The sequence below is a fragment of the Pseudomonas yangonensis genome (assembly GCF_009932725.1).
Lineage (GTDB): Bacteria > Pseudomonadota > Gammaproteobacteria > Pseudomonadales > Pseudomonadaceae > Aquipseudomonas > Aquipseudomonas yangonensis.
Map to the genome: position 1 here is coordinate 84,840 of NZ_BLJU01000015.1, position 21,806 is coordinate 106,645.

Annotated in this window: 19 protein-coding genes; 4 read left to right on the plus strand and 15 right to left on the minus strand. The window is 63.7% G+C overall.

Annotated features, from left to right (window positions below; all coding sequences use genetic code 11):
* Nucleotides 1-143 precede the first annotated feature (143 nt).
* The 4 genes from trhP to GYB81_RS16320 form a co-directional block, all read right to left on the minus strand.
* Nucleotides 144-1,451: a prephenate-dependent tRNA uridine(34) hydroxylase TrhP gene (gene trhP / locus GYB81_RS16305; RefSeq protein WP_161866020.1), complete on the minus strand. Its 1,308-nt coding sequence runs from the start codon at nucleotides 1,449-1,451 to the stop codon at nucleotides 144-146.
* A gap of 141 nt (nucleotides 1,452-1,592) precedes the next feature.
* Nucleotides 1,593-2,099 carry a hypothetical protein gene (locus GYB81_RS16310; RefSeq protein WP_161866021.1) on the minus strand — a complete coding sequence of 169 codons (507 nt, stop codon included), beginning with the start codon at nucleotides 2,097-2,099 and terminating at the stop codon, nucleotides 1,593-1,595.
* A 91-nt stretch (nucleotides 2,100-2,190) separates the two neighbouring features.
* A complete protein-coding gene (locus GYB81_RS16315; RefSeq protein WP_161866022.1) occupies nucleotides 2,191-3,960 on the minus strand; it encodes a sodium:solute symporter family protein in 1,770 nt (589 codons plus the stop codon).
* 6 nt (nucleotides 3,961-3,966) lie between these two features.
* Nucleotides 3,967-4,227 (minus strand): DUF4212 domain-containing protein, encoded by a 261-nt coding sequence (locus tag GYB81_RS16320; RefSeq protein ID WP_161866023.1) that lies wholly within the window; start codon nucleotides 4,225-4,227, stop codon nucleotides 3,967-3,969.
* Nucleotides 4,228-4,474: 247 nt separating this feature from the next.
* On the opposite strand from GYB81_RS16320, the gene GYB81_RS16325 reads away from it, so the two are divergent.
* Entirely contained in the window at nucleotides 4,475-6,607 is a 2,133-nt protein-coding gene (locus GYB81_RS16325) for a TonB-dependent siderophore receptor (protein WP_161866024.1), read from the plus strand.
* 110 nt (nucleotides 6,608-6,717) lie between these two features.
* Here GYB81_RS16325 and GYB81_RS16330 read toward each other — a convergent pair whose 3' ends face one another.
* From GYB81_RS16330 to GYB81_RS16350, 5 genes are all read right to left on the minus strand, one after another.
* Nucleotides 6,718-7,506, minus strand: coding sequence for a PA3715 family protein (locus GYB81_RS16330; RefSeq protein WP_161866025.1), 789 nt, complete (start codon nucleotides 7,504-7,506; stop codon nucleotides 6,718-6,720).
* Nucleotides 7,445-7,654: a hypothetical protein gene (locus GYB81_RS16335; RefSeq protein ID WP_161866026.1), complete on the minus strand. Its 210-nt coding sequence runs from the start codon at nucleotides 7,652-7,654 to the stop codon at nucleotides 7,445-7,447. The genes GYB81_RS16330 and GYB81_RS16335 overlap by 62 nt, the downstream gene beginning before the upstream one ends.
* On the minus strand, nucleotides 7,651-7,953 hold the full coding sequence (locus GYB81_RS16340) for a hypothetical protein (protein WP_161866027.1): 303 nt from the start codon (nucleotides 7,951-7,953) through the stop codon (nucleotides 7,651-7,653). The genes GYB81_RS16335 and GYB81_RS16340 overlap by 4 nt, the downstream gene beginning before the upstream one ends.
* 52 nt (nucleotides 7,954-8,005) lie before the next feature.
* Nucleotides 8,006-9,349, minus strand: coding sequence for a cell envelope integrity protein CreD (gene creD, locus GYB81_RS16345; RefSeq protein ID WP_161897894.1), 1,344 nt, complete (start codon nucleotides 9,347-9,349; stop codon nucleotides 8,006-8,008).
* 178 nt (nucleotides 9,350-9,527) lie between these two features.
* Nucleotides 9,528-9,989 carry a phage infection protein gene (locus GYB81_RS16350; RefSeq protein ID WP_161866029.1) on the minus strand — a complete coding sequence of 154 codons (462 nt, stop codon included), beginning with the start codon at nucleotides 9,987-9,989 and terminating at the stop codon, nucleotides 9,528-9,530.
* A 248-nt stretch (nucleotides 9,990-10,237) separates the two neighbouring features.
* On the opposite strand from GYB81_RS16350, the gene GYB81_RS16355 reads away from it, so the two are divergent.
* Nucleotides 10,238-11,869 carry a VRR-NUC domain-containing protein gene (locus GYB81_RS16355; protein ID WP_161866030.1) on the plus strand — a complete coding sequence of 544 codons (1,632 nt, stop codon included), beginning with the start codon at nucleotides 10,238-10,240 and terminating at the stop codon, nucleotides 11,867-11,869.
* Complete coding sequence (locus GYB81_RS16360) at nucleotides 11,866-14,166, plus strand: ATP-dependent DNA helicase (RefSeq protein WP_161866031.1); 2,301 nt, start codon at nucleotides 11,866-11,868, stop codon at nucleotides 14,164-14,166. Before GYB81_RS16355 ends, GYB81_RS16360 begins: the two co-directional genes overlap by 4 nt.
* A gap of 179 nt (nucleotides 14,167-14,345) precedes the next feature.
* On the opposite strand, the gene creC is transcribed toward GYB81_RS16360, so the two are convergent.
* From creC to GYB81_RS16385, 5 genes are all read right to left on the minus strand, one after another.
* Nucleotides 14,346-15,767 (minus strand): two-component system sensor histidine kinase CreC, encoded by a 1,422-nt coding sequence (gene creC, locus GYB81_RS16365; protein ID WP_161866032.1) that lies wholly within the window; start codon nucleotides 15,765-15,767, stop codon nucleotides 14,346-14,348.
* Nucleotides 15,768-15,770: 3 nt separating this feature from the next.
* Complete coding sequence (gene creB / locus GYB81_RS16370; protein ID WP_161866033.1) at nucleotides 15,771-16,451, minus strand: two-component system response regulator CreB; 681 nt, start codon at nucleotides 16,449-16,451, stop codon at nucleotides 15,771-15,773.
* 276 nt (nucleotides 16,452-16,727) lie between these two features.
* A complete protein-coding gene (locus tag GYB81_RS16375; protein ID WP_161866034.1) occupies nucleotides 16,728-17,168 on the minus strand; it encodes a CBS domain-containing protein in 441 nt (146 codons plus the stop codon).
* Between the two features lie 263 nt (nucleotides 17,169-17,431).
* Nucleotides 17,432-17,941: a retropepsin-like aspartic peptidase RloA2 gene (gene rloA2, locus GYB81_RS16380; RefSeq protein ID WP_161866035.1), complete on the minus strand. Its 510-nt coding sequence runs from the start codon at nucleotides 17,939-17,941 to the stop codon at nucleotides 17,432-17,434.
* 82 nt (nucleotides 17,942-18,023) lie between these two features.
* Entirely contained in the window at nucleotides 18,024-19,265 is a 1,242-nt protein-coding gene (locus GYB81_RS16385; protein WP_161866036.1) for an HD-GYP domain-containing protein, read from the minus strand.
* Between the two features lie 188 nt (nucleotides 19,266-19,453).
* Here GYB81_RS16385 and yihG point away from each other — a divergent pair, with 188 nt between their 5' ends.
* Entirely contained in the window at nucleotides 19,454-20,341 is an 888-nt protein-coding gene (yihG, locus tag GYB81_RS16390) for a 1-acylglycerol-3-phosphate O-acyltransferase, YihG family (protein ID WP_161866037.1), read from the plus strand.
* 147 nt (nucleotides 20,342-20,488) lie between these two features.
* On the opposite strand, the gene fdhA is transcribed toward yihG, so the two are convergent.
* A complete protein-coding gene (gene fdhA, locus GYB81_RS16395) occupies nucleotides 20,489-21,688 on the minus strand; it encodes a formaldehyde dehydrogenase, glutathione-independent (protein ID WP_012019956.1) in 1,200 nt (399 codons plus the stop codon).
* Nucleotides 21,689-21,806: the final 118 nt, after the last annotated feature.

A 21,806-nucleotide genomic window follows, 5' to 3' on the forward strand; every position in this document is an offset into this window, starting at 1 on the left:
CGTGGCTGGCGCTTCCTCCAACCGCACATACTGTTCAGGTGGGAGGCGCTTCAGCGGCAAGCGTTTATCGCGGCTAAAGCCCCTCCTACGGTTTTGTGGTTGCCGCGGCTGCGCATCGCTCTTTTCGTCCACCCTACGAAAACCTAGAGATCGCGCATCAGCAGCCCGTATTCCAGTTGCACATCCGCCGGCAGCGGCAGATACAGGACGTGGCCATTGCCAGGCGCCACCTGCTGCGCCTGCCCTTTAGCGTTCTGCAGGTGCTCCAGGCCGAAACGCAGGTTGCCCTGCGGCGTCATCAACTCCAGGCCGTCGCCCACGGCGAAACGGTTCTTCACCCGCACCTCGGCCAGCTCGCCACGGCGCTCGCCGGTCAGCTCACCGACGAACTGCTGACGCTCCGACAGCGAGCTGCCGCGCTGGTAGTTCTGGTATTCGTCATGTACATGGCGGCGCAGGAAGCCCTCGGTGTAACCACGATGGGCCAGTGACTCCAGGCTGCCCAGCAGGCTCGGGTCGAACGGCTTGCCGGCCAGCGCATCGTCGATGGCGCGGCGGTAGACCTGCGCGGTGCGCGCCACGTAGAAATGGCTCTTGGTGCGCCCTTCGATCTTCAGCGAATGCACGCCCATGCGCACCAGGCGCTCGACGTGCTGCACCGCACGCAGGTCCTTGGAGTTCATGATGTAGGTGCCGTGCTCGTCTTCGAAGGCGGTCATTTCATCGTCCGGCCGCCCTGCTTCCTGCAGCACGAATGCCTGGGTGGTCGGCGCACCCTGGCCCAGTGTCGGCTCGACCACACGGACGATCTCGCCCAGTTCGTTCTCGCTCGCAGGCGTGGCCTGGTACTGCCAGCGACAGGCGTTGGTGCAGGTGCCCTGGTTGGGATCGCGGCGATTGATGTAGCCCGACAGCAGGCAACGCCCGGAATAGGCCATGCACAGCGCGCCATGGACGAACACTTCCAGTTCCATGCCCGGCACCTCGCTGCGGATCTCCTCGATTTCCTCCAGCGACAGCTCGCGCGACAGGATCACCCGCGTCAGCCCCTGCTGGCGCCAGAACTCGACGCTGGCCCAGTTCACCGCATTGGCCTGCACCGACAGGTGAATCGGCATCTGCGGGTAGTGCTGACGCACCAGCATGATCAAGCCGGGGTCGGACATGATCAGCGCATCGGGGCGCATCTCGATCACCGGCGCCAGGTCCTTGAGGAAGGTCCTGAGCTTGGCGTTGTGCGGGGCGATGTTGACTACCACGTAGAACTGCTTGCCCTGCGCGTGCGCCTCATCGATGCCGAGCGCGAGGTTGGCATGGTCGAACTCGTTGTTGCGCACGCGCAGGCTGTAACGCGGCTGCCCGGCATACACCGCATCGGCGCCATAGGCGAAGGCGTAGCGCATGTTCTTCAGGGTGCCGGCAGGCGACAGCAGTTCGGGAAAACGGGGCATGACCGCAAGCTCGAAAAATCAGGGGCTGGCGATTCTATGCAGGTGGCAGGCGCGAATATTGACCTGGGTCTATCGGCACGCAAAAAGCGGGGAACACGCGCCTTGCCGAAGGGCCGGCAAGGCAGGTTGAAGTCCAGACGGTTACTGGCAGGTCAGTCGATAAAGCGCATCTTCCTTGTCGATACGCTTGAGCTGCGCCAACAGAGGCTGCTGTTTCTCATCCAGCGGCAACAGCTCGGCGGTCGTGCAGTTGAGCAGATGCGCCTGATGCGACACGTGATCGATGTGCTGCTTCTCGAAGCGATAGAGCATGAACTCGGCCACTTGCGCGTCCGCCACCTGCTTGCGCACGACGCTCTTGCTGTCGAGCACGGTGAACGCGGTGACCATCGGCACGAAGTAGCTCCACGGGCGCCAGAACACATGACCCGCTTCAGTCGCAACGACGACCGACTCGGCGGGCTGACGCGCCTGCTGATGCTCGAACCAGGAGTACTCGTAGAACACCTGATAACTCAGCATTCCCAGGCCACCGAACAGTGGCACGATCCACTTCGGCAGCTTGTTGCGCGTCAGTTTGCGCAGCAGCAGAGCGATACCGGCAGCGCCGAGCCCCGCCACCACGATGGCAAGCAAAGTCCACAACATATGACTGTTCCCGAAAAAAGAAGGGCCTCCAGTGGAGGCCCGTCTGTCAGACCCTGGACCATCGACAGATGGCGTCGGGCGAGGATTATGCTCAGTGGTTCAGAGCGGCACCAGCACCTTTGGGGGTACGCACGCTTTCCACCAGGTCCTGGATTTCCTGTGGCGGCTCGGCGGTGACCATCGATACGCCGTAGGCCACGGCGAAGTTGATCAGGGCGCCGACGGAGCCGAAGGAAGCCGGGGAGATACCCATGAACCACTGGTCCGGGGTATTGGGCAGCATGTTGGTTTCCGGAATGAAGAACCAGCCCAGGTAGGTGAAGATGTACAGCAGCGTCACCACCAGGCCGGCGACCATACCGCAGATCGCGCCCTTATCGTTCATGCGCTTGGAGAAGATGCCCATCATCAGTACCGGGAACAGGGTTGCCGCAGCGATACCGAAGGCCAGCGCCACCACCTGCGCGGCGAACCCGGGTGGATTCAGGCCCAGATAGGTCGCCAGCAGGATCGCACAGGCCATGGAGATCCGCGCTGCGCGCATTTCCCCCTTCTCGCTGATTTTCGGATTGATCAAGGTCTTGATCAGGTCATGACTGATCGCCGAAGAGATCGCCAGCAACAAGCCCGCAGCCGTCGACAAGGCCGCCGCGATGGCGCCCGCCGCGATCAGACCGACGACCCAGCCGGGCAGGTTGGCGATCTCCGGGTTGGCCAGAACCAGGATGTCGTTGTTCACGGTCAGCTCGTTACCGTTCCAGCCACGCTCCTGAGCGGTCGCAGTGAAGGCCGGTGCAGCATCGTTGTACATCTGGATGCGGCCGTCGCCGTTCTTGTCTTCCCATTTGATCAGGCCGGTCTGTTCCCAGGTCCTGACCCACTCAGGACGCTCTTCGTAAGACAGGGCCGGGGCCGAAGCGCCTTCCGGATAAATGGTGGTCACCAGGTTCAGACGCGCCATGGAGGCAACGGCCGGCGCGGTGAGATACAGCAGGGCGATGAAGATCAGCGTCCAGCCAGCGGACCAGCGGGCATCGGCCACGCGCGGCACGGTGAAGAAGCGAATGATCACGTGCGGCAGACCGGCAGTACCGATCATCAGCGACATGGTGAACAGCACCATGTTCAGCTTGTTGTCGACGTCCGCGGTGTAGGCAGCGAAGCCCAAATCACGCACCACTTCATCGAGTTTCTGCAGCAGCGGCACGCCGGATTCGACGTGGTCACCGAACAGGCCCAGCGGCGGGATCGGGTTACCGGTCAGCTGCAGGGAGATGAAGATGGCCGGGATGGTGTAGGCCACGATCAGGACCACGTACTGAGCGACCTGGGTGTAGGTGATGCCCTTCATGCCGCCGAACACGGCGTAGGCGAACACCACGGCCGCAGCGATCCAGATACCGGTGGAGTTGCTCACCTCGAGGAAGCGCGAGAAGGCAACGCCGGCACCGGCCATCTGACCGATCACGTAGGTCACGGAGATGATCACCAGGCAGATCACCGCAGTCAGGCGTGCGCCACGACTGTAGAAGCGATCACCGATGAAATCCGGCACGGTGAACTTGCCGAATTTGCGCAGGTAGGGTGCCAACAGCATCGCCAGCAGCACGTAGCCGCCGGTCCAGCCCATGAGGAAGGTGGAGTTGGCATAACCGCCGGCGGCAATCAGGCCCGCCATGGAGATGAAGGATGCAGCAGACATCCAGTCAGCGGCAGTCGCCATGCCGTTGGTGACCGGATGCACACCACCGCCAGCGACGTAGAACTCCTTGGTGGAGCCGGCACGCGCCCAGATAGCGATGCCGATGTAGAGCGCGAAGGACGCCCCCACGAACAACATGTTGATAACGAATTGGCTCATGACCACTTACTCCTCGACGCCAAATTCTTTATCGAGTTTGTTCAGTCTCCACGCGTAGTGAAAAATGAGCCCGATGAAGAAGAGGATTGAGCCTTGCTGTGCGAACCAGAATCCGAGGTCGGAACCGCCAACCGAGACTCCCGCGACCATCGGGCGCAGAATCATGGCAAATCCGTAGGAAACCAGCGCCCAGACAATCAGGCTCCAGGTGATGAGCCGCACGTTGGCCTTCCAGTAGGCCGCGGCATTTGCTTGTTCAGAAGTCATAGACGCCTCCGGTTATTGTTATTCTGATGCAGCTTCAAGCTAGCAGCAGGCCAGCCAGGACCGACAGATAGACATTGGTATTAGCTGCAGCGCAACGTTTCGGACAATTGTCGGAAACGCTGGAAACTGTAGAAGAAAAACGGCGCCTTCCAAGGCTATGAATAAGACAAAAACACATTTGATAGTGATTCTCTAAAACACTAGAATCCTGGGCCCTCACCTACCCGACGCCCCAAGGATTCACATCATGCGACGCCTGGTCGTACCGCTTCTCGCCCTACCCGCTCTCGCCGGTCACACCGCCTTCGCCAGCACTGACAACGACACGCCGCTGGCACTGGAAGAAATGCAGATCACCGCCCCCAGCGAGCGGGCCGACGGCCCGGTGGATGGCTACCGGGCCAGCCGCTCGGCCAGTGCCACCCGTACCGATACGCCGATTCACGAGATTCCGCAGTCGATCAGCGTAGTGCCGGCGCAGGTGGTGCAGGACATCGGCGCGGTGCGCCTGGAAGATGCGCTGGATTACGCCGGCGGCGTGGAGCGCGGCAACAATTTCGGTGGCCAGGGTCTGACCGAATTTCTGATTCGCGGCTTCAACAGCCAGGAGTTCTACCGCAACGGTTTCGCCGTCAACCGTGGCTACCCGAACATGCCCGACGCCAGCACCATCGAGCGCATCGAAGTGCTGCGCGGGCCGGCGGCCATGCTCTACGGCCGCAGCGATCCAGGCGGCACCTTCAACATCGTCAGCAAGCAGCCGCAGGCCGAACGCCGCACGGTGCTGGGCAGCCAGGTCAACAGCGAAGGCCTGCGCCGCGGCACACTGGACACCACCGGCGCGCTGGACGAACAAGCCGCCTTCACCTACCGCCTGAACCTGGTGGCCGAAGGCGGCGACAGCTTCCGCGATGACGTCGAGAGCGAGCGCTACAACGTCGCCCCGGTGCTGCGTTGGCAACTCAACGAGACCACCGCCGTCACCCTCGAAGGCGACTACCTGCACAACCGCCACCCGCTCGACCGTGGCGTCACCCGCTACTCCAACCAGAACGGCAAGCTGCCGCGCGACCGCTTCCTCGGCGAAGAATCCGCCGGCAAGCTGACCAACGCCAACGCCACTACGCAGCTGCGCATCGAACACCTGCTCAACGACAGCTGGACCCTGCGCGGCGGCGTGCAGTACCTCGACGGCGAGCTTTCCGGCGGCGCCGTGGAGAACAACAGCAACGCCTACACCGGCTTGCCTGCAGGCTCCACGACCATCGGACGCAACTACAACGAGCGCTGGCTGAACTGGAACGACGTCAATGCCCAGGCCAACGCCGAAGGCAACTTCGACCTCGGCGGCTTCGCCCATACCCTGCTTGTGGGTGTGGAGTACGACAAGTTCAACTACAACTCGCTGATCATCCGTTCGCCGGGCGGCAACGCTTACCCCATCGACCTGTACAACCCGGTACACGGCCAGCCGCTGCCGGCGCTGACCCGCACCACCACGCACGACGCCGAGACGCTGGAGTCCTACGCCTTCTACCTGCAGGATCAGATCGCCCTGACCGAACGCCTCAAGGCGCAGCTGGGCGCGCGCATCGAGCGCTTCGAGCAGAGCTATGACGACAAGCTCAACCGCAGCGGCAGCTGGGATCAGGCGCACAACGCAGTCTCGCCGCGCTTCGGCCTGATCTACGACCTCACCGACGAGCTGGCGGTATTCGCCAACACTTCGCGCTCGTTCAAACCCAATCGGGGCGCGGATCGCCTGGGCAATGCCTTCGATCCGGAAGAAGGCATCGCTCATGAAGTCGGTATCAAGTACGACATGGCCGACCGCGACCTGAGCCTGACCGCGGCGGCGTTCCATATCGTCAAGGAAAACGTGCTGACCAGCGACCCGCTGGATACCACGCGCAGCATCGCCGCCGGCGAAGTGCGCAGCCGCGGCTTCGATATCAACCTGGCCGGCAACATCACTCCGCAATGGCGGGTGATCGGCGGCTATGCCTATGTCGACGCCGAAGTCACCGAAAGCACCAGCGCCACCATGCCGGTGGGCTCGCGCCTGGCCAACGTGCCACGGCACAGCTTCAACCTGCTCGACACCTACGAGTTCGACAGCGGCGCACTGGCCGGCCTGGGCCTGGGCCTGGGTGTGAAATACGTCAGCGAACGTCAGGGCCAGACCAGCAACAACACCTTCGACATGGACGGCTATAGCGTGGTCGACCTGCTGGCCTACTACCCGCTGACCGAGAACGTGCGCCTGAACCTCAACCTGAACAACGTGTTCGACAAGCACTATGAAGAGCGCGCCTGGAACGTCTGGGCCTACCCGGGCGAGCCGCGCACGCTGCAGGCGGGGATTTCCGTCAGCCTGTAAAGCCAAGCGCCAGGTGAACTCGGTTCACCTGGCTTGTCACTTCGTAGCCCGGATGCAATCCGGGGATGGCCTGCCATGCCGTTCCCGGATTGCATCCGGGCTACGTGCCTTCAGAGCGGGTCGGAGACCAGCTCGATCGGCAGCAGGTAGCGGTCATCACCGTACTCGATGGGCAACTGGTAGCGATGGAAGTTTTCCTCGACGGTCCGGCATTCGCCGTCGATCAGCGCCATACGCCGCTCGACACGCGTGTTCTTCAGCAGCAGATCGCGATACCCGTCGTGCCCAGCCCGGTCGGTGATGATGACCACGCCCTTGGTTTCGCTGAATGCTCCGCTGCAGTTGGTATCCCACTCGCCTCCAGCCGTTCTCACCGGTAACTCGCTCAACAATGGGCGCAGGCTATCGGTGTCCAGCAGGTAAAGATCGAGCCGGGTTTCATAGAACGGATTGGGCCGCGAACTGCCGCGCCGCGATATCCGCACACCGAATGCAATAACGTCTGCGCGCAGGCGATAAGGCGCGGTATCGAACCTCAAATCCTCGATAAAAACCGCATCCCAATCCAGTCGATTGGGCTCGACCAGGCGCGCCAGGAAACGCTGCCTGGCGCTATCGAACACCAGCAATTCCAGGTCCGTTTCCCCGTAGCCATCGTGTTCGGCGCGCACCAGCGGCATCGCAAGCAGAGTCAGGTGAGGCCGTGCCGGCCAGACCTTGCAGATGCTGCGCTCGGCATCCACCCGGTAGTGCCCACGCTCGTCGTCCGGCGCCTGGCCGGCCGCATGGCCCGGATGGGCCATCTCGATCCAGGCCGGCAGTCGCTGGCGGCAATCTTCAGCCTGTGCGGCGCTGCTCAGCAGCAAGCCGCCCAGGGCTGCGGCAAGAAGCCTTTTCATCCTTGAGATCCTCCGGTTCGTCCCGCCGCGAGTCTACGCGGCTGCTCACCTGCAGCCCATGACGGCCATCGCGAAACAGCCAGGCGATGCGCAGCGCCAGCAGATGCCCGGCACGCGCATCCTCGCGCAAACCGATATGCCCGCTCATGCCCGATACCACAGGCGCATGAAGCCCAGCGCTAGCAGCAGGCCGACCTGGCCCAGCGCCGCGCACAACGACAGAAACGAACGCAGCGTGCTATTGCTCGCCGCGTCCTGGATACCGGTCAGGGCACTCCAGAAGCCCTCCGGCAGCACCATCAGGCTCAGGCTGGCCAGCGGCTTGCCGGTCAGCAGCAGGCCGTCGATCAGATTGAACCAGCCGCAGAACATCAGACCGATGAGGATCATCACCGCCACCACCAGACCGAGCCCAAGGCAGGCGGAAAATTGCATGAGAAGACGCATGGGGATCACCTTCGATAAAGGGCGCGGCCTGCACTGACCGCGCCGAACAGATTCAGGCTTGCGCAGCGCTGCGGCCGACGCCGTACCAGTCCAGTTTGCGGGTCAGCACCATCACGCTGCCGAGCACGCCGAACACCAGCAGCGAGCCCATCAGCAGGGCGTAGTCCTCGGCGTTGAGCAGGCCGTAGAGCATCGCGTACAACGCTGCCAGCAGGCTGCCGAAGCCCAGCCCGCGCTGCCAGCTATGCAGTACGAAACTGACGTAGAACCCGATCAGAGCGACGCAGGCGCTGGCGGACAGACCGTAGGCCAGGGCGAAGTCCAGATGTTCGGAGAGCGACAACAGCAGCAGGTAGAACAGCGCCAGCGACAGGCCGACCAGGGCGTACTGCACCGGGTGTACGGCCAGGCGCTTGAGCACCTCGAAGAGGAAGAAGGTGGCGAAGGTCAGAGCGATGAACAGCAGCGCATACTTGATCGCGCGGTCGGTCTTCAGGTACTGGTCGACCGGGTCGACGAAACTCACCCCGAAGTTGCGGCCGAACAGCCCCTGGCAACGCTCGCTGCCCACGCAGTCACGCAAAGCCTCCTCCAGATTGGTGGCGAAGAAGCTGGTCTGCCACTCGGCCGTGAACCCCGCAGCGCTGATCTCACGACTGCTCGGCAGGTATTCGCCGACGAAGCTCGGATGCGGCCAGTCGGAGTGCAGCTTGACCCGGCTATCGCGCCCGACCGGCACGATCGAGAGCTGCTCGGTGCCCTGCAGTTTCAGATCGAAGGCGAACTCGAGCGTCTGCCCACCCTGCGCATCCAGAGCCGGGAGCGGTGCATGCACGCCGGCGCCGAAATTATCGTCGCCGCTGCCCGGTGCGAAACTCAGGGTCTGGCCATTCAGGCGCAGTTGCAGGTCGTTGCTGATACCACGGATATCGCTGATGCCGACCGAGAGGAAGGGTTTCTCGAAGCGGTAGAAGCCCAGGTCTTCGCCCAGCCCGAGGCGCGCCGGCAGGCGGAATTGCCCGCTGACTTGGCTGTCGCTGCGGTACAGGCGCGCTTCGTAGATGCCGCGCGCTCGCAGCTCGGTGCCAACCTGCCCTTCGAGCACGAAGCGCTCCGGCAGGAAATACAGGCGGCCGCGGCGCTGACGCTCCTCGCTGTAGCGCTCGCCGGTCTTCTCGTTGGTTTTCCACTCATGCGTGGTCTTGATGTAGGGCAGCACCAGGATCGGCCCGGTGATCTGCTGGCGGTAGCTGGAACTGCGGGCGATGTCCTGCAGCACCTCATGGCGCAGCCCCTGTCGCTCGTCGACCAGGCCATCGATCATCAGCAGGGGAATCATCAGCAGCAGAATCAGCAGGGCGATGGCGCCCAGCTTGAAGCCCAGGGAACGGCTCATGGTACGGCTCTCCGTAGCGAGTGAAGGTACGGCAGAGTCTGGGCAGGGGTGGTGGGATGCGTATGGGGCGAGCGTGGAGATTGTGTGGAGAATGCATGAAACAGAAAGGGCGCCGATTCGGGCGCCCTTTCTAACTGCAATGCGGCATGAGACTGCTCCCGCGTGATGGATATCCGGATCAGCTGATACGGCTGGCACCTACGCGGTCGGCACCATCTTCGGCTACACGGTTCAGGCCTACGCGGTCTGCACCACCTTCAGCTACGCGGTTCGGACCAACGCGATCGGCGCCACCTTCGGCTACACGGTTCAGGCCTACGCGGTCTGCACCACCTTCAGCTACGCGGTTCAGGCCTACGCGGTCTGCGCCACCTTCGGCTACCCGGTTCGGACCAACGCGATCGGCACCACCTTCGGCTACGCGGTTCGAACCAACGCGATCGGCGCCATCTTCGGCCACGCGGAAACGCTCCAGAGTACGCTCGGCACCGCCTTCGGCGACACGATTGATGCCTACGCGGTCAGCACCATCTTCGGCCACGACCGGTGCGGCGGACTGTTGCGCGGAAATCTGCGGCAGGGCAAATACACTGGCAGACAGAGTGGCAATAACGAGGCTGGCGAGGATTTGCTTTTTCATGGTCGTTCTCCTGAAGAGGGGGTGAGCAACTGGCTACGGTTGTCATGTTACGCACGCCCCGGAATGGCAAAAGGCACATCTCGGGATAGTGACCATCGACGTCATCGATACCTGAAAAAGCGCTTATCGATCAGCCACATAGTCATCAGAAACGTCCCCGCGGCGTCATCCTCGCCTTCCGTCTGCTCGGCAGCTGCGCGGGCGAAAGGCACTGGAATCTGTATAAAAAACCAGTAAAACTTCGCAGCATGCTCGCCCTCGACGCTCCCGAACTCTATTACCTGGCCAACTTCCGCAAGGCCCTCGACTGGCTCGACGCCCATCACCGCGACCTGATGGACGATGCCGAGCGCGCCTTCGTCGTGGATTTTCTCCAGCTGCCATTGCCCGCCCAGGCGCTGCTGGTGCGCCTGGTGATGCGCAAGGGCGTGCACTTTCGTGTCAGCAAGCTGCGCTATGCGGAGATCGGCGAAATCCAGAGTGCAGCTGCACCGCTGCTGGTGCTGGGCTGGCTGATCGACTGTGCGGCTCTGAGCTTCGACGAGCTGGGCGCTTTGCTGCTCAAGGATGAACTGGCCACACATTTCGCCGCCGATCTGCCACGCGGACCACTGAAAAAAAGCGACCTGCTCGACCACCTGCGCGAACTGCATGTCGAACCGCGCAGCCTGGCCGACTGGTGTCCGAATCTGCAGGAACGCCTGCTGAGCCTGGCCATCGCGCCGCTGTGCGACCGCCTGCGCCTGATGTTCTTCGGCAACCTGGCGCAGGACTGGTCGGAGTTCGTGCTCGCCGACCTTGGTATCTTCCGCTACGAACAGGTGCCGATCACGCCGGGCTCGCGCGGTTTCCGCAACCGTCAGGACGTGGACGACTACCTGCATTTGCGCGCCTGCCGCGAGGCCTTCGAGGCTGGCATGGCGGTCACCGAGGTGCTGCAGCTGCTCGGCGACTTCGCCAGCGACAGCCCGCATATCGCCGAGCGCCACCAGCGCCTGCTGCTGCAACTGGCGCAGCATCTGGAGCGCACCGGTGAACTGGAATCGGCGCTGACGCTGTACCGCGACACCCGCGCGGTGGGCTCGCGGCAAAGGCAGATCCGCGTGCTGGAGCGCCTGGGTCGGGATACCGAAGCGCTGAGCATGGCCGAGCAGGTGCTCAAAGCGCCGCTCAACGCCGAAGAAGCGCAACTGGCCGAACGGGCACGGACGCGCCTGCGCAAACGCCTCGGCCTGGCGCCAGCGGCCAGGGCGGCGAAGCTCGATGAGGTTCGCCTCGACCTGCGTCTGCCGCGCGCCGCCAGCGTCGAACTGGCCGTGGCCATGCACCTGGCCGAACCCGATGCCCCCGTGCATTACGTGGAAAACACGCTGATCTGCGGGCTGTTCGGCCTGCTCTGCTGGGAGGCGATCTTCGCTCCGCTGCCCGGCGCCTTCTTCCACCCCTTCCACGCCGGCCCGGTGGATCTGCACCGCGCCGACTTCCACGCACGGCGCAGCGAACTGTTCGCCGCCTGCCTGGCGCGTCTGGATGATGGCAGTTACGTCGAGGCCATGCGCCGCACCCACGCCGAGAAGTTCGGCATCCAGTCGCCGTTCGTATTCTGGGATCTGCTCGACGCCGAGCGCCTGGAACAGGCACTGGCCTGCCTGCCGCCCGCGCACCTGAGTGCCTGGTTCCGCCGCCTGCTCGCAGACATCCGCGAGAACCGCGCCGGCATGCCCGACCTGATCCAGTTCTGGCCCAGTGAGGCGCGCTACCGGATGATCGAAGTGAAAGGCCCTGGCGACCGCCTGCAGAACAACCAGAAACGCTGGCTGGCCTTCTGTGCCGAGCACGGCATGCCGGTCAGCGTCTGTTACGTGGAGTGGGACGATTGAGCCTGCGCGTCGCCGTACGCGAACTGTGCGAGTTCACCGCCAAGGAAGGTGATCTCGACCTGCGCTTCACCCCCTCGCCCACCGCCGCCGAAGGTATGGCCGGGCACGCCACCGTGGTCGCCCGGCGCGGTCCGGATTACGTTTCCGAACTGCCGCTGATCGGCGAGTTCGAGGGGCTGACGGTCAGCGGCCGCGCCGATGGCTTCGACCCCGAGTTTCGTCTGCTGGAAGAGATCAAGACCCATCGCGGCGACATCTCGCGCATCCCGGCCAACCACCGCCTGCTGCACTGGGCGCAGGTCAAGGTCTACGGCTGGCTGCTGTGCCAGGAGCTGGGCTTCGAGGAACTGGATCTGGCGGTGGTCTACTTCAACGTCATCACCCAGCAGGAAACGGTATTCCGCGAGCGCCACAGCGCCGAATCGCTGGGGGAGTTCTTCGCCCTGCACTGCCGCCGCTATATCGACTGGGCGCGGCAGGAACAGGCGCACCAGCAGGCGCGCAACCAGGCGCTGGAAAACCTCAGCTTCCCCTATGGCGAATTCCGTCATGGTCAGCGGCAACTGGCCGAAGCCGTGTACCGCGCCGCGCGTGATGGCCACTACCTGCTGGCGCAGGCCACCACCGGCATCGGCAAGACCCTCGGCACCCTGTTCCCGCAGCTCAAGGCCATGCCTGGCCAGCAGCTCGACCGCCTGTTCTTCTTGAGCGCCAAGACGCCCGGCCGGCGCCTGGCACTGGATGCCCTGCAACGCCTGCGCGAGGCGGATACACCGCTGCGCGTGCTGGAACACGTGGCCCGTGACAAGGCCTGCGAACACCCGAGCAAGGCCTGCCATGGCGACTCCTGCCCTCTCGCCAAGGGCTTCTACGACCGCCTGCCGGCTGCACGCAGTGCGGCGCTTAAGGAACGCTGGCTGGATCAGCAGGCCGTGCGCAATATCGCCATCGCCCACGGCGTTTGCCCCTACTACCTGAGCCAGGAGCTGTGCCGCTGGAGCGACGTGGTGGTGGGCGACTACAACTACTACTTCGACCTCGGCGCGCTGCTGCACAGCTTCACCCTGATCAACCAGTGGCGCGTCTGCCTGCTGGTGGACGAGGCGCACAACCTGGTGGAACGCGGGCGCGGCATGTACAGCGCCGAGTTGGATCAGGCGCGCTTCAAGGCCATGTGCCGTGACGCGCCGAAACGCCTGAAGAGCGTGCTGGACCGGATCGACCGCCACTGGGAGCAACTGCACCGCGAGCAAGAGGTGCCCTATCAGGTCTACCCGCTGGCGCCGGACCTGCTACTCGCCGCTCTGGGCAAGGCGGTCAGCGCCATCACCGACCTGCTCACCGACCAGCCCGAAGGCAATGGCGGCGAGCTGCTCAGCTTCTACCTGGACGCCATGCTGTTCTGCCGTCTGGCAGAGAGCTTCGGCCCGCACTCGCTGTTCGATATCAGCCGCGTCGAGGCTGGCAACGGGCGTAGCTACTCGACCCTGTGCATCCGCAATATCCTGCCGGCGCCCTTCCTCGGCCCACGTTTCGAGGACGCCCACAGCGCCACGCTGTTCTCCGCCACCCTCAGCCCCAGCCACTACTACCTCGACCTGCTCGGCCTGCCGGAAGAGACGCAGTGCCTGGACGTGGCCTCGCCGTTCAGTGCCGAACAACTGCATGTGCAGGTGGTGCGCAACCTGTCGACCCGCTACCAGCACCGCGACGCCTCGCTAACGCCGATCTGTCAGCTGATGGCGCGCCAGTACGCCGAACGCCCCGGCAACTACCTGGCCTTTTTCAGCAGCTATCAGTATCTGGAGCAGGTGCTGCAGCAACTGCGCCGCGATCATCCGCAGATTCCGGTATGGACACAGTCACGGCAGATGGACGAAGCAGCGCGCCAGGGCTTTATCGAGCGCTTCCAGATCGGCGGCCGCGGCATCGGCTTCGCCGTGCTCGGCGGCGTCTTCGGTGAAGGGGTGGACCTACCCGGCGAGCGCCTGATCGGCGCCTTCGTCGCCACCCTCGGCCTGGCTCAGCTCAACCCGATCAACGAAGAAATCCGCCAGCGCATGGACGCCCTGTTCGGCAATGGCTACGACTACACCTACCTCTACCCCGGCCTGCAGAAAGTGGTGCAGGCCGCCGGCCGGGTGATCCGGACGCCGGAGGATCAAGGCGTGCTCTACCTGATCGACGACCGCTTCGCCCGCCCCGAAGTGCGCCGCCTGTTGCCAACCTGGTGGCAGGTTGAGTTGCTGCGTTTGCCGCACAGAACACCCACCCCCGAGCCGCAGCCCGACCTGTAGGGTCGGCTGGGCGGCATTCCGTTTCAGCCGCGATCATCGCGGTCGAAAATCATAGCCTGGGTTGAGCGAGGCGGTACCCGGGAACCCACAGGCCATGGGGTTCGCGGTGCTCTACCCATCCTGCCCAGCTCGATGCGCTTCGCGGCTGAAGCCGCTCCTCCAGGTATGCGCAGCGCAATCTAGACGGGTAACGTCAGACGCACTTCCACACCACCTTCGACATTACCGATCTGCAATTCACCGCCATGCAACTCGGCCACTTCCTGCACGAAGTTCAGGCCAAGCCCGGTGCTCTTGCGCCCGCCATTGGGGCGTGGCAGCGAGTAGAAGCGCTCGGTCAGGCGCCCCAGGGCGTAGTCGGGGATGGCTTCGCCCTGATTGAACAGGCGCAACACGATGCGCTCGCCCTGGCGTTCGGCGGCGATGCGCATGTGTCCGCCGGGTGGGGTGAAGTCGAGGGCGTTGTCCAGCAGATTGGCCAACGCCTGGCGTAGCAGAAAGCGTTCGCCACGCAGACTGAGGCCGGCTGGCAGCGAGTGTTCGATCTGCAAATTGGTAGCTGTGATGCGCGCCTGCTGCGCCTGCAACAGTTCCTCCACCAGCGGCGCCAGCGGTACCGCCACGCGCTCTTCCAGACCCTGGCGTTGCTCCACCTGGGCCAGGTGCAACAGGCGTTCGATCAGGTTCTGCAGGCGCGCACTTTCCTGCTGGATATTGGCCACGAAGCGCTGGCGCTGTTCGGTGGGCATGTCGCCGTCGAGCAGCTCTGCGGCGCCACGGATGGCCGCCAGTGGGCTTTTCAGTTCGTGGGTCAGGGTGTGTACGTAGCGCTCGACGTAGGCCTTGCCTTCCAGCTCGGTGCGCATGCGCTCGACTGCCTGAGCCAGTTGCGCGAGTTCGCCACCGCGTACCCTGGGCGCCTCGGCGCGCTGGCCCTCACTGACTGCCTGGGCGTAGCGGGTGAGTTTGCCCAGGGCGGCGCTCAGCCACCAGGACAGCGCAGCACCGATCAGCAGGCCAAGGCCGATCAGCCCGGCGCCGAGCCAGCTCAGGCGGTTCTGCGAGCGTTCGATATAGGGCAACAGGGTGCGGTTGGGCTTGGCCACCGAGACCACGCCGATGATGCGCTCGCCGTCCCTGATCGGCGCGGCCACGTACATCACCGAGGAATCCGGGTCGTCCGGGTCTTCACGGGTCGAGCGCGCGCCATACTGGCCGCGCAGGGTCAGCAGTACGTCATTCCAACGCGAATAATCCTGGCCGACCGCCAGACCTGTCGAGTCGAGCAGGACGATACCCTGGGCGTCGGTAACGTAGATACGGTGGTTGACCTCGGCCTTGGTCACGCCCCAGATGCTCGCCTGCGGCTGACGCCGGCCATAAGCCTCCAGCGCCTCGTGCAGACGGCCCTGGCCGAGGGTGCCGGACTTGACCTCGTCACGCAGTATCTCGGCCAGCAGATTGGCAGTATCGACCAGGGTTTCTTCGGTGCTCTGGCGCACGCCGGGGCGAATCTCGTCCATCACCGTGCTCAGCACGAACCAGCCGGCCAGCCCGACGAAGAGGAAGTAGACCAGAAAGATGCGTACGCCCAATGGCATGATTCAGAGCTCCGGCTCGTAGCTGTAGCCCAGACCGCGATGGGTCTGGATCGGCTCTTCGCTCGGGGCGATGGCGCGCAGTTTGGCGCGCACACTCTTGATATGGCTGTCGATATTGCGTTCGTAGCCGGCTTCGCTGGCGACACCAAGGGCGTCGAGCAGTTGCTCGCGCGAGTAGACCCGGCGCGGCTGGCCGAGCAAGGTGCGCAGCAGGCGAAATTCGTGGCGGGTCAGGTTCAACGCCTGGCTGTGGTAGTGAATGCGAAAGGCGCCATCGTCGATCTGGAAGGCGCTCGGCGCAGTGGCTTGCGGTATTTCACGCGGTGCCATGCGCTTGAGGATGGCCTTGACCCGGGCCGCCACCTCGCGCGGGCTGAAGGGTTTGACCACGTAGTCATCGGCGCCGATTTCCAGCCCCACCACGCGGTCGATTTCCTCGCTGCGCGCGGTAAGGAAGATCACCGGTACTTCGGAGAAACGGCGCAGGCGCTTGCACAGTTCGAAGCCGCTGATATCGGGCAGGCCGACGTCAAGGATGGCCAGATCGAAGGCGCCGCTCTCCAGCAACGTCAGCGCCTCGCCGCCGAGGCTCGACCAATGGGTGGCAAAGCCTTCGGCCTGCAGCGCATAGACCAGCGTATCGGCAATCGCGGCTTCGTCTTCGACTATGAGTATCTGCGGCATCGGGCGTCCTGCACCTGTGGGGCAACGGCGGCAGACTGCCGGGGGCCGCGGCGGGCGTCAAGCGGGCTATCGCGTAGGACGGGAGCAAGCCACCAGGGGAGATTGGCCGGTTGCCTAGGCGACATTCGCCGCTGCGACTGCATGGATGCGGGAGGTGGAACGAAGCAGGATGCCAGAGTCGAAAGCGCTTCCCACAAGGTTAGCCGCTCGCCCGTAGCCCGGATGGAATCCGGGGAATGAACGGCAGGACTTCCCGGATTGCATCCGGGCTACCTTTCAGGGAATCTCGCCGCGGATGTATTGCTCCAGCTGACGGATCAGGTCGGCCTGTTCGGCGATGGTTTCCTTGACCAGGTCACCGATGGACAGCAGGCCGATCAACTCGCCCTCGGCCAGTACCGGCAGGTGACGCAGGCGGCGCTCGGTCATCAACTCCATGCAGTACTGCACGCTGTCACGGGGGCCGACGCTGATCACCTCGCTGGTCATGATTTCGCTGATCTTGGTGTTGAGCAGAGAACGCTCGGCCAGCGCCACCTTGCGCACGTAGTCGCGCTCGCTGACGATGCCGACCAGGCGCCCACCGGAGAGCACCACCAGCGCGCCGATGCCCTTCTCGGCCAGGATACGCAGACCGTCGAGCAGCGAGTCCTCACTGTCGACGCTGTAAACGTAGGCATGGGCTTTACTGCGAATCACTTCTGCGACGGTTTTCATGCGGGCGGCTCCTTATCGTTGTTATCCGTTTTTAGCAGAGTTGGCCGCCGCGGTCAGCCCAGGCGAGGCCGAATCGTCCGGTATTGTGCGCCAGCCCCTCGCCGCCAATGTGCACAGGCCATAGTCGCGGCACCTTGGCCAGCAGCAGGCTCCAGGGCCTGGCAGGCGATTGAACCTGCTGGATCAGGCCCGGCAAGCCCCACCAGATGACGATCGGGCGGCGTCAACGAGCAAGGTGCACCGCTCAAGCCAAGACGGTTAACTCAGCACTGCGGACGATCGCGGGTGTAGCGTTCCGCCGGGTCCACAGCTGCCCCCAGATCACGCATGGCGCTGGCACCGATCAGCAGCGGATAGCTGAAGGTGCTGCGGTCGGTCAGGTTGACCTCGATGGTGCGTTCCTCCTCACCCAGGCAGATTGGCATCTCGATCACCGGACGTTGCGAGTAGGCGACTTCCTGGACCTCCGCATCGCTCTCCTCGGCGCGCTTCTTGATCTCGGCGATACGCACCAGCGGATGCTCGTACACCGTATCTTCGGCGCCCTCGACAGCCAGGCGGAAACGTACCCAGTCTTCGCCATCGCGCTTGAACGGCTCGATGTCCTTGGCCGACAGCGAGGCGGTCATGGCGCCGGTATCCATCTTGGCCTTGAGCGTCTGGCCGAGGGCAGGGAGCTTGATCAGCTCATAGCGGCCGTAAAGGTCGGGTTGCTGATTGGCCATGGTCGGCAGGCTGATTGCAGCGGCCAGCAGAAACAGGGCGTATTTCAAGGTCGGCACTCCTGAGCAATGGGATTCCCGTTATCCGACTTATCCAGAGTCTGCTGTGTTCCCCGACGAACATGACAAAGCGTTACCGCCGGGCTCGCTGCTGTGGCACACCACTCCAGAGTTCGTCCAGATTCTCGAAGCCCCAGGCCGCCGCTGACTCGCGCCCGACGATGCGATCCTGAGCGGTCGGCTTGCTCAGGTCGATCACCACCGGCGGAATCTGCACTTTCGACTTGGCCAGGAAGAAGGCCTTGACCTTGGGCACCAGCAGCGACTTGGCATTCTGCTCCAGCACGACCGCCAGGCGACCACTTTCCAGACGCACCAACGCGCCAACCGGGTAAATGCCTACGGTCTTGACGAAGGCCTGGAATACCGCCTCGTCGAAGTGCCCCTTCCACTCGGCCATTTTGCGGATCGACTCGGCCGGGTCCCAGCCCGGCTTGTAGGGGCGATTGGAGGTGATGGCGTCGTAGACGTCACAGACCGCCCCCATCCTGGCGAACAGACTGATCTGGTCGCCCTGCAGCCCATGCGGGTAGCCGCTGCCGTCGACCTTTTCGTGGTGATGCAAACAGACATCCAGTACCAGAGCGCTGACCTGCTTGCCGGCGCGGAGAATCTCACCGCCGGCCTCGGGATGACGGCGAACCGCCGAGAACTCGACATCGCTGAGCTTGCCGGGCTTGTTCAGCACGTCCTGATCGATGGCCATCTTGCCTACATCATGCAGCAGTCCGGCCAGGCCGGCCTCGCGTACCGCGCCCTCCCCCAGGCCAAGTTGCCGCGCGAGTGCGATCATCAACGCACAGACCGCCACCGAGTGCATGTAGGTGTATTCGTCTGCATGCTTGAGCCGCGCCAGGCTGATCAGAGCGCTGGGATGGCGCAGAATCGACTCGGAGATTTCCTCTACCAGCGACTCGGCCTGGCCGAAATCCAGCGCCTTGCCCATGCGCGCATCACCGAACATGCTCATCACAGCCTGCTTGGAGCGGGCGCAGAGCTTGGCGGCGCGCTCCAGCTCGACGTCCATGGCAACGGCCGGCGGGTTGCGCCGACGCTCCACCGCCGCCATCAGGGTGGCCTCAACCTCCTGCTGGGCTTCGGCCACACTACTGGCATGAGCGCCAGCCTCGACATCCAGGCCCTTGCTGACATCAATCCACAGTTCACCGATGCTGCTGGCCTGAATGCGCTGCAGATCCTGCGGCGAATTGAGGACAAATTTCGACTTCCAGAACGGATGATCCATCCATGATCCGCAAAACTCCTGGATGTACATGCCGATACGCAGATCGGCTACGGCAATGCGCTTCAACATCGAGATAATCCAGAGCAGGTTGGCGGGAGGGCTCGAGCCGGACACCTCAGGCCGTCGAACATTCCCTACATGTCACATGGATCAGCATAAGGTCTGCGCAGAAAATGGCCATAGGCCACTAGTCGCAATTTTGAGACAAATTCTCCAGGTGCTTATGATGGCTGCTCCGCGCCCGCCAAGGAGTTGATATGCGTCCCCTGCTGATCGGCCTACTCAATATAGCCCTGCTGCTGAGCAATACCCTGCTGTTGATCGGACCGCTGCTGCTGATCGCCCTGGCCAAGTTCGTACTGCCGGGGCAGGCCGCGCGTGATGCCTGCTCACGGGGAGTGATGTGGGTGGCAGAGTTCTGGGCAGAGAACTGCAAACGCATCTTTGCGCTGCTCACCCCGACGCACTGGGATATCCGCGGCAATGCCGAACTGCGCAACGACCGCTCCTATCTGGTGATCAGCAACCACCAGTCCTGGGTCGACATCCCGGCGTTGGTGCAGGCATTCAACCGCAAGACGCCCTACTTCAAGTTTTTCCTCAAGCAGCAACTGATCTGGGTCCCCTTCCTCGGCCTGGCCTTCTGGGCGTTGGACTACCCCTTCATGAAGCGCTATTCCAAAGCCTTCCTATTGAAGAACCCGCATATGAAAGGCAAGGATCTGGAGATCACCAAGGCCGCCTGCGAGAAGTTCAAGCGCCTGCCGGTGACAGTGGTCAACTACCTGGAGGGCACCCGCTTCACCCCGGCCAAGCAGGCCCAACAGCAATCCCCCTATCGCTACCTGCTCAAACCCAAGGCCGGCGGCGTGGCGTTCGTACTCGCTGCGCTGGGCGAGCAGATCGATGCAGTGCTGGACGTGACGCTGGTATATCCCGGCAAGCAGGTACCGGGCTTCTGGGCGCTGCTCAGCGGCCAGGTGCCGAAGGTGATCATCGATATCCAGACGCTCGAACTCGATCCGGCGCTGTATCAGGGCGATTACGAAAACGACCCGGCTTTCCGCCTGCAGGTACAGGACTGGGTGTCGGACCTGTGGCTGGCCAAGGACAAGCGCATCGAACAGCTGCGCAGTGAGGCCTGACGCCAGGGCGGAAAAAAGGGAGCCCGAAGGCTCCCTAAGAAGAAGGCGCGGACCAATGCGCCTGGCCGTAAACCTATCTGCGACGCGTGCAGCGCGTCGCCAACGCAACTCGTGGCCCGCAACAACGCCGGGCCACGCAGCTCGGCATCACGCCGCGCTGAACATCTTGTGCGGGTCGATGACGAATTTCTTCGGCACGCCTGCGTCGAACTCGCCGTAGCCACGCGGTGCGTCGTCCAGGCTGATGACCTGTACGCCAACGATTTCCGCGATGTTGAGGCGATCCCACATGATGGCCTGCATCAGCGCACGGTTGTACTTCATCACCGGGGTCTGGCCGGTGTGGAAGCTGTGCGACTTGGCCCAGCCGAGGCCGAAGCGAATGCTCAGGCTGCCGATCTTGGCAGCGGCATCCACCGCACCCGGGTCTTCGGTGACGTACAGACCGGGGATACCGATCTTGCCGGCGACACGGGTGACCTGCATCAGCGAGTTGAGCACGGTAGCCGGAGCCTCGTGCTTGGCACCTTCGTGACCATGACCGCGGGCCTCGAAGCCCACGCAGTCGATGGCGCAATCCACTTCCGGCTCGCCCAGCAGCGCGGCGATCTGCTCGTGCAGCGGGGTGTCCAGCGACAGGTCGGCGATCTCGAAGCCCTGCGCCTTGGCATGCGCCAGACGGGCCGGGTTGAGGTCACCGACGATGACCACGGCAGCGCCGAGCAGGCGGGCCGAGGCGGCAGCCGCCAGACCGACCGGGCCGGCACCTGCGACGTAAACGGTGGAGCCCGGGCCAACGCCAGCGGTAACGGCGCCGTGATAGCCGGTAGGCAGAATGTCGGACAGGCAGGTCAGGTCACGGATCTTCTCCATGGCCTTGTCGCGATCCGGCAGTTTGAGCAGGTTGAAGTCGGCGTAGGGCACCAGCACGTATTCGGCCTGGCCACCGGTCCAGTCGCCCATGTCGACGTAGCCATAGGCACCGCCGGCACGCGCCGGGTTGACGGTCAGGCAGACGCCGGTGTGCTGTTCCTTGCAACTGCGGCAACGACCGCAGGCGACGTTGAAGGGCACGGAAACCAGATCACCGATCTGCAGACGCTCGACGTCGCGGCCCTTCTCGATCACCTCGCCGGTGATCTCGTGGCCCAGAACCAGGCCGACCTGAGCGGTGGTACGACCGCGCACCATGTGCTGGTCGGAGCCGCAGATGTTGGTGGAAACGACTTTCAGGATGACCCCGTGCTCGATCTTCTTGCCGCGCGGATCCTGCATTTTCGGGTAGTCGATCTTCTGTACTTCGACCTTGCCCGCGCCGAGGTAAACCACACCACGATTATCAGACATGCGTAACTCTCCTTCTTGTTGTGGACACAAGGCGCGACCGGCGGTCGCGCGGCCTTGCACTGGAGCCTCTTTTGTTGCCGGTCACCGCCGGGACAGCCTGGCAGGGCGATGAACCTAA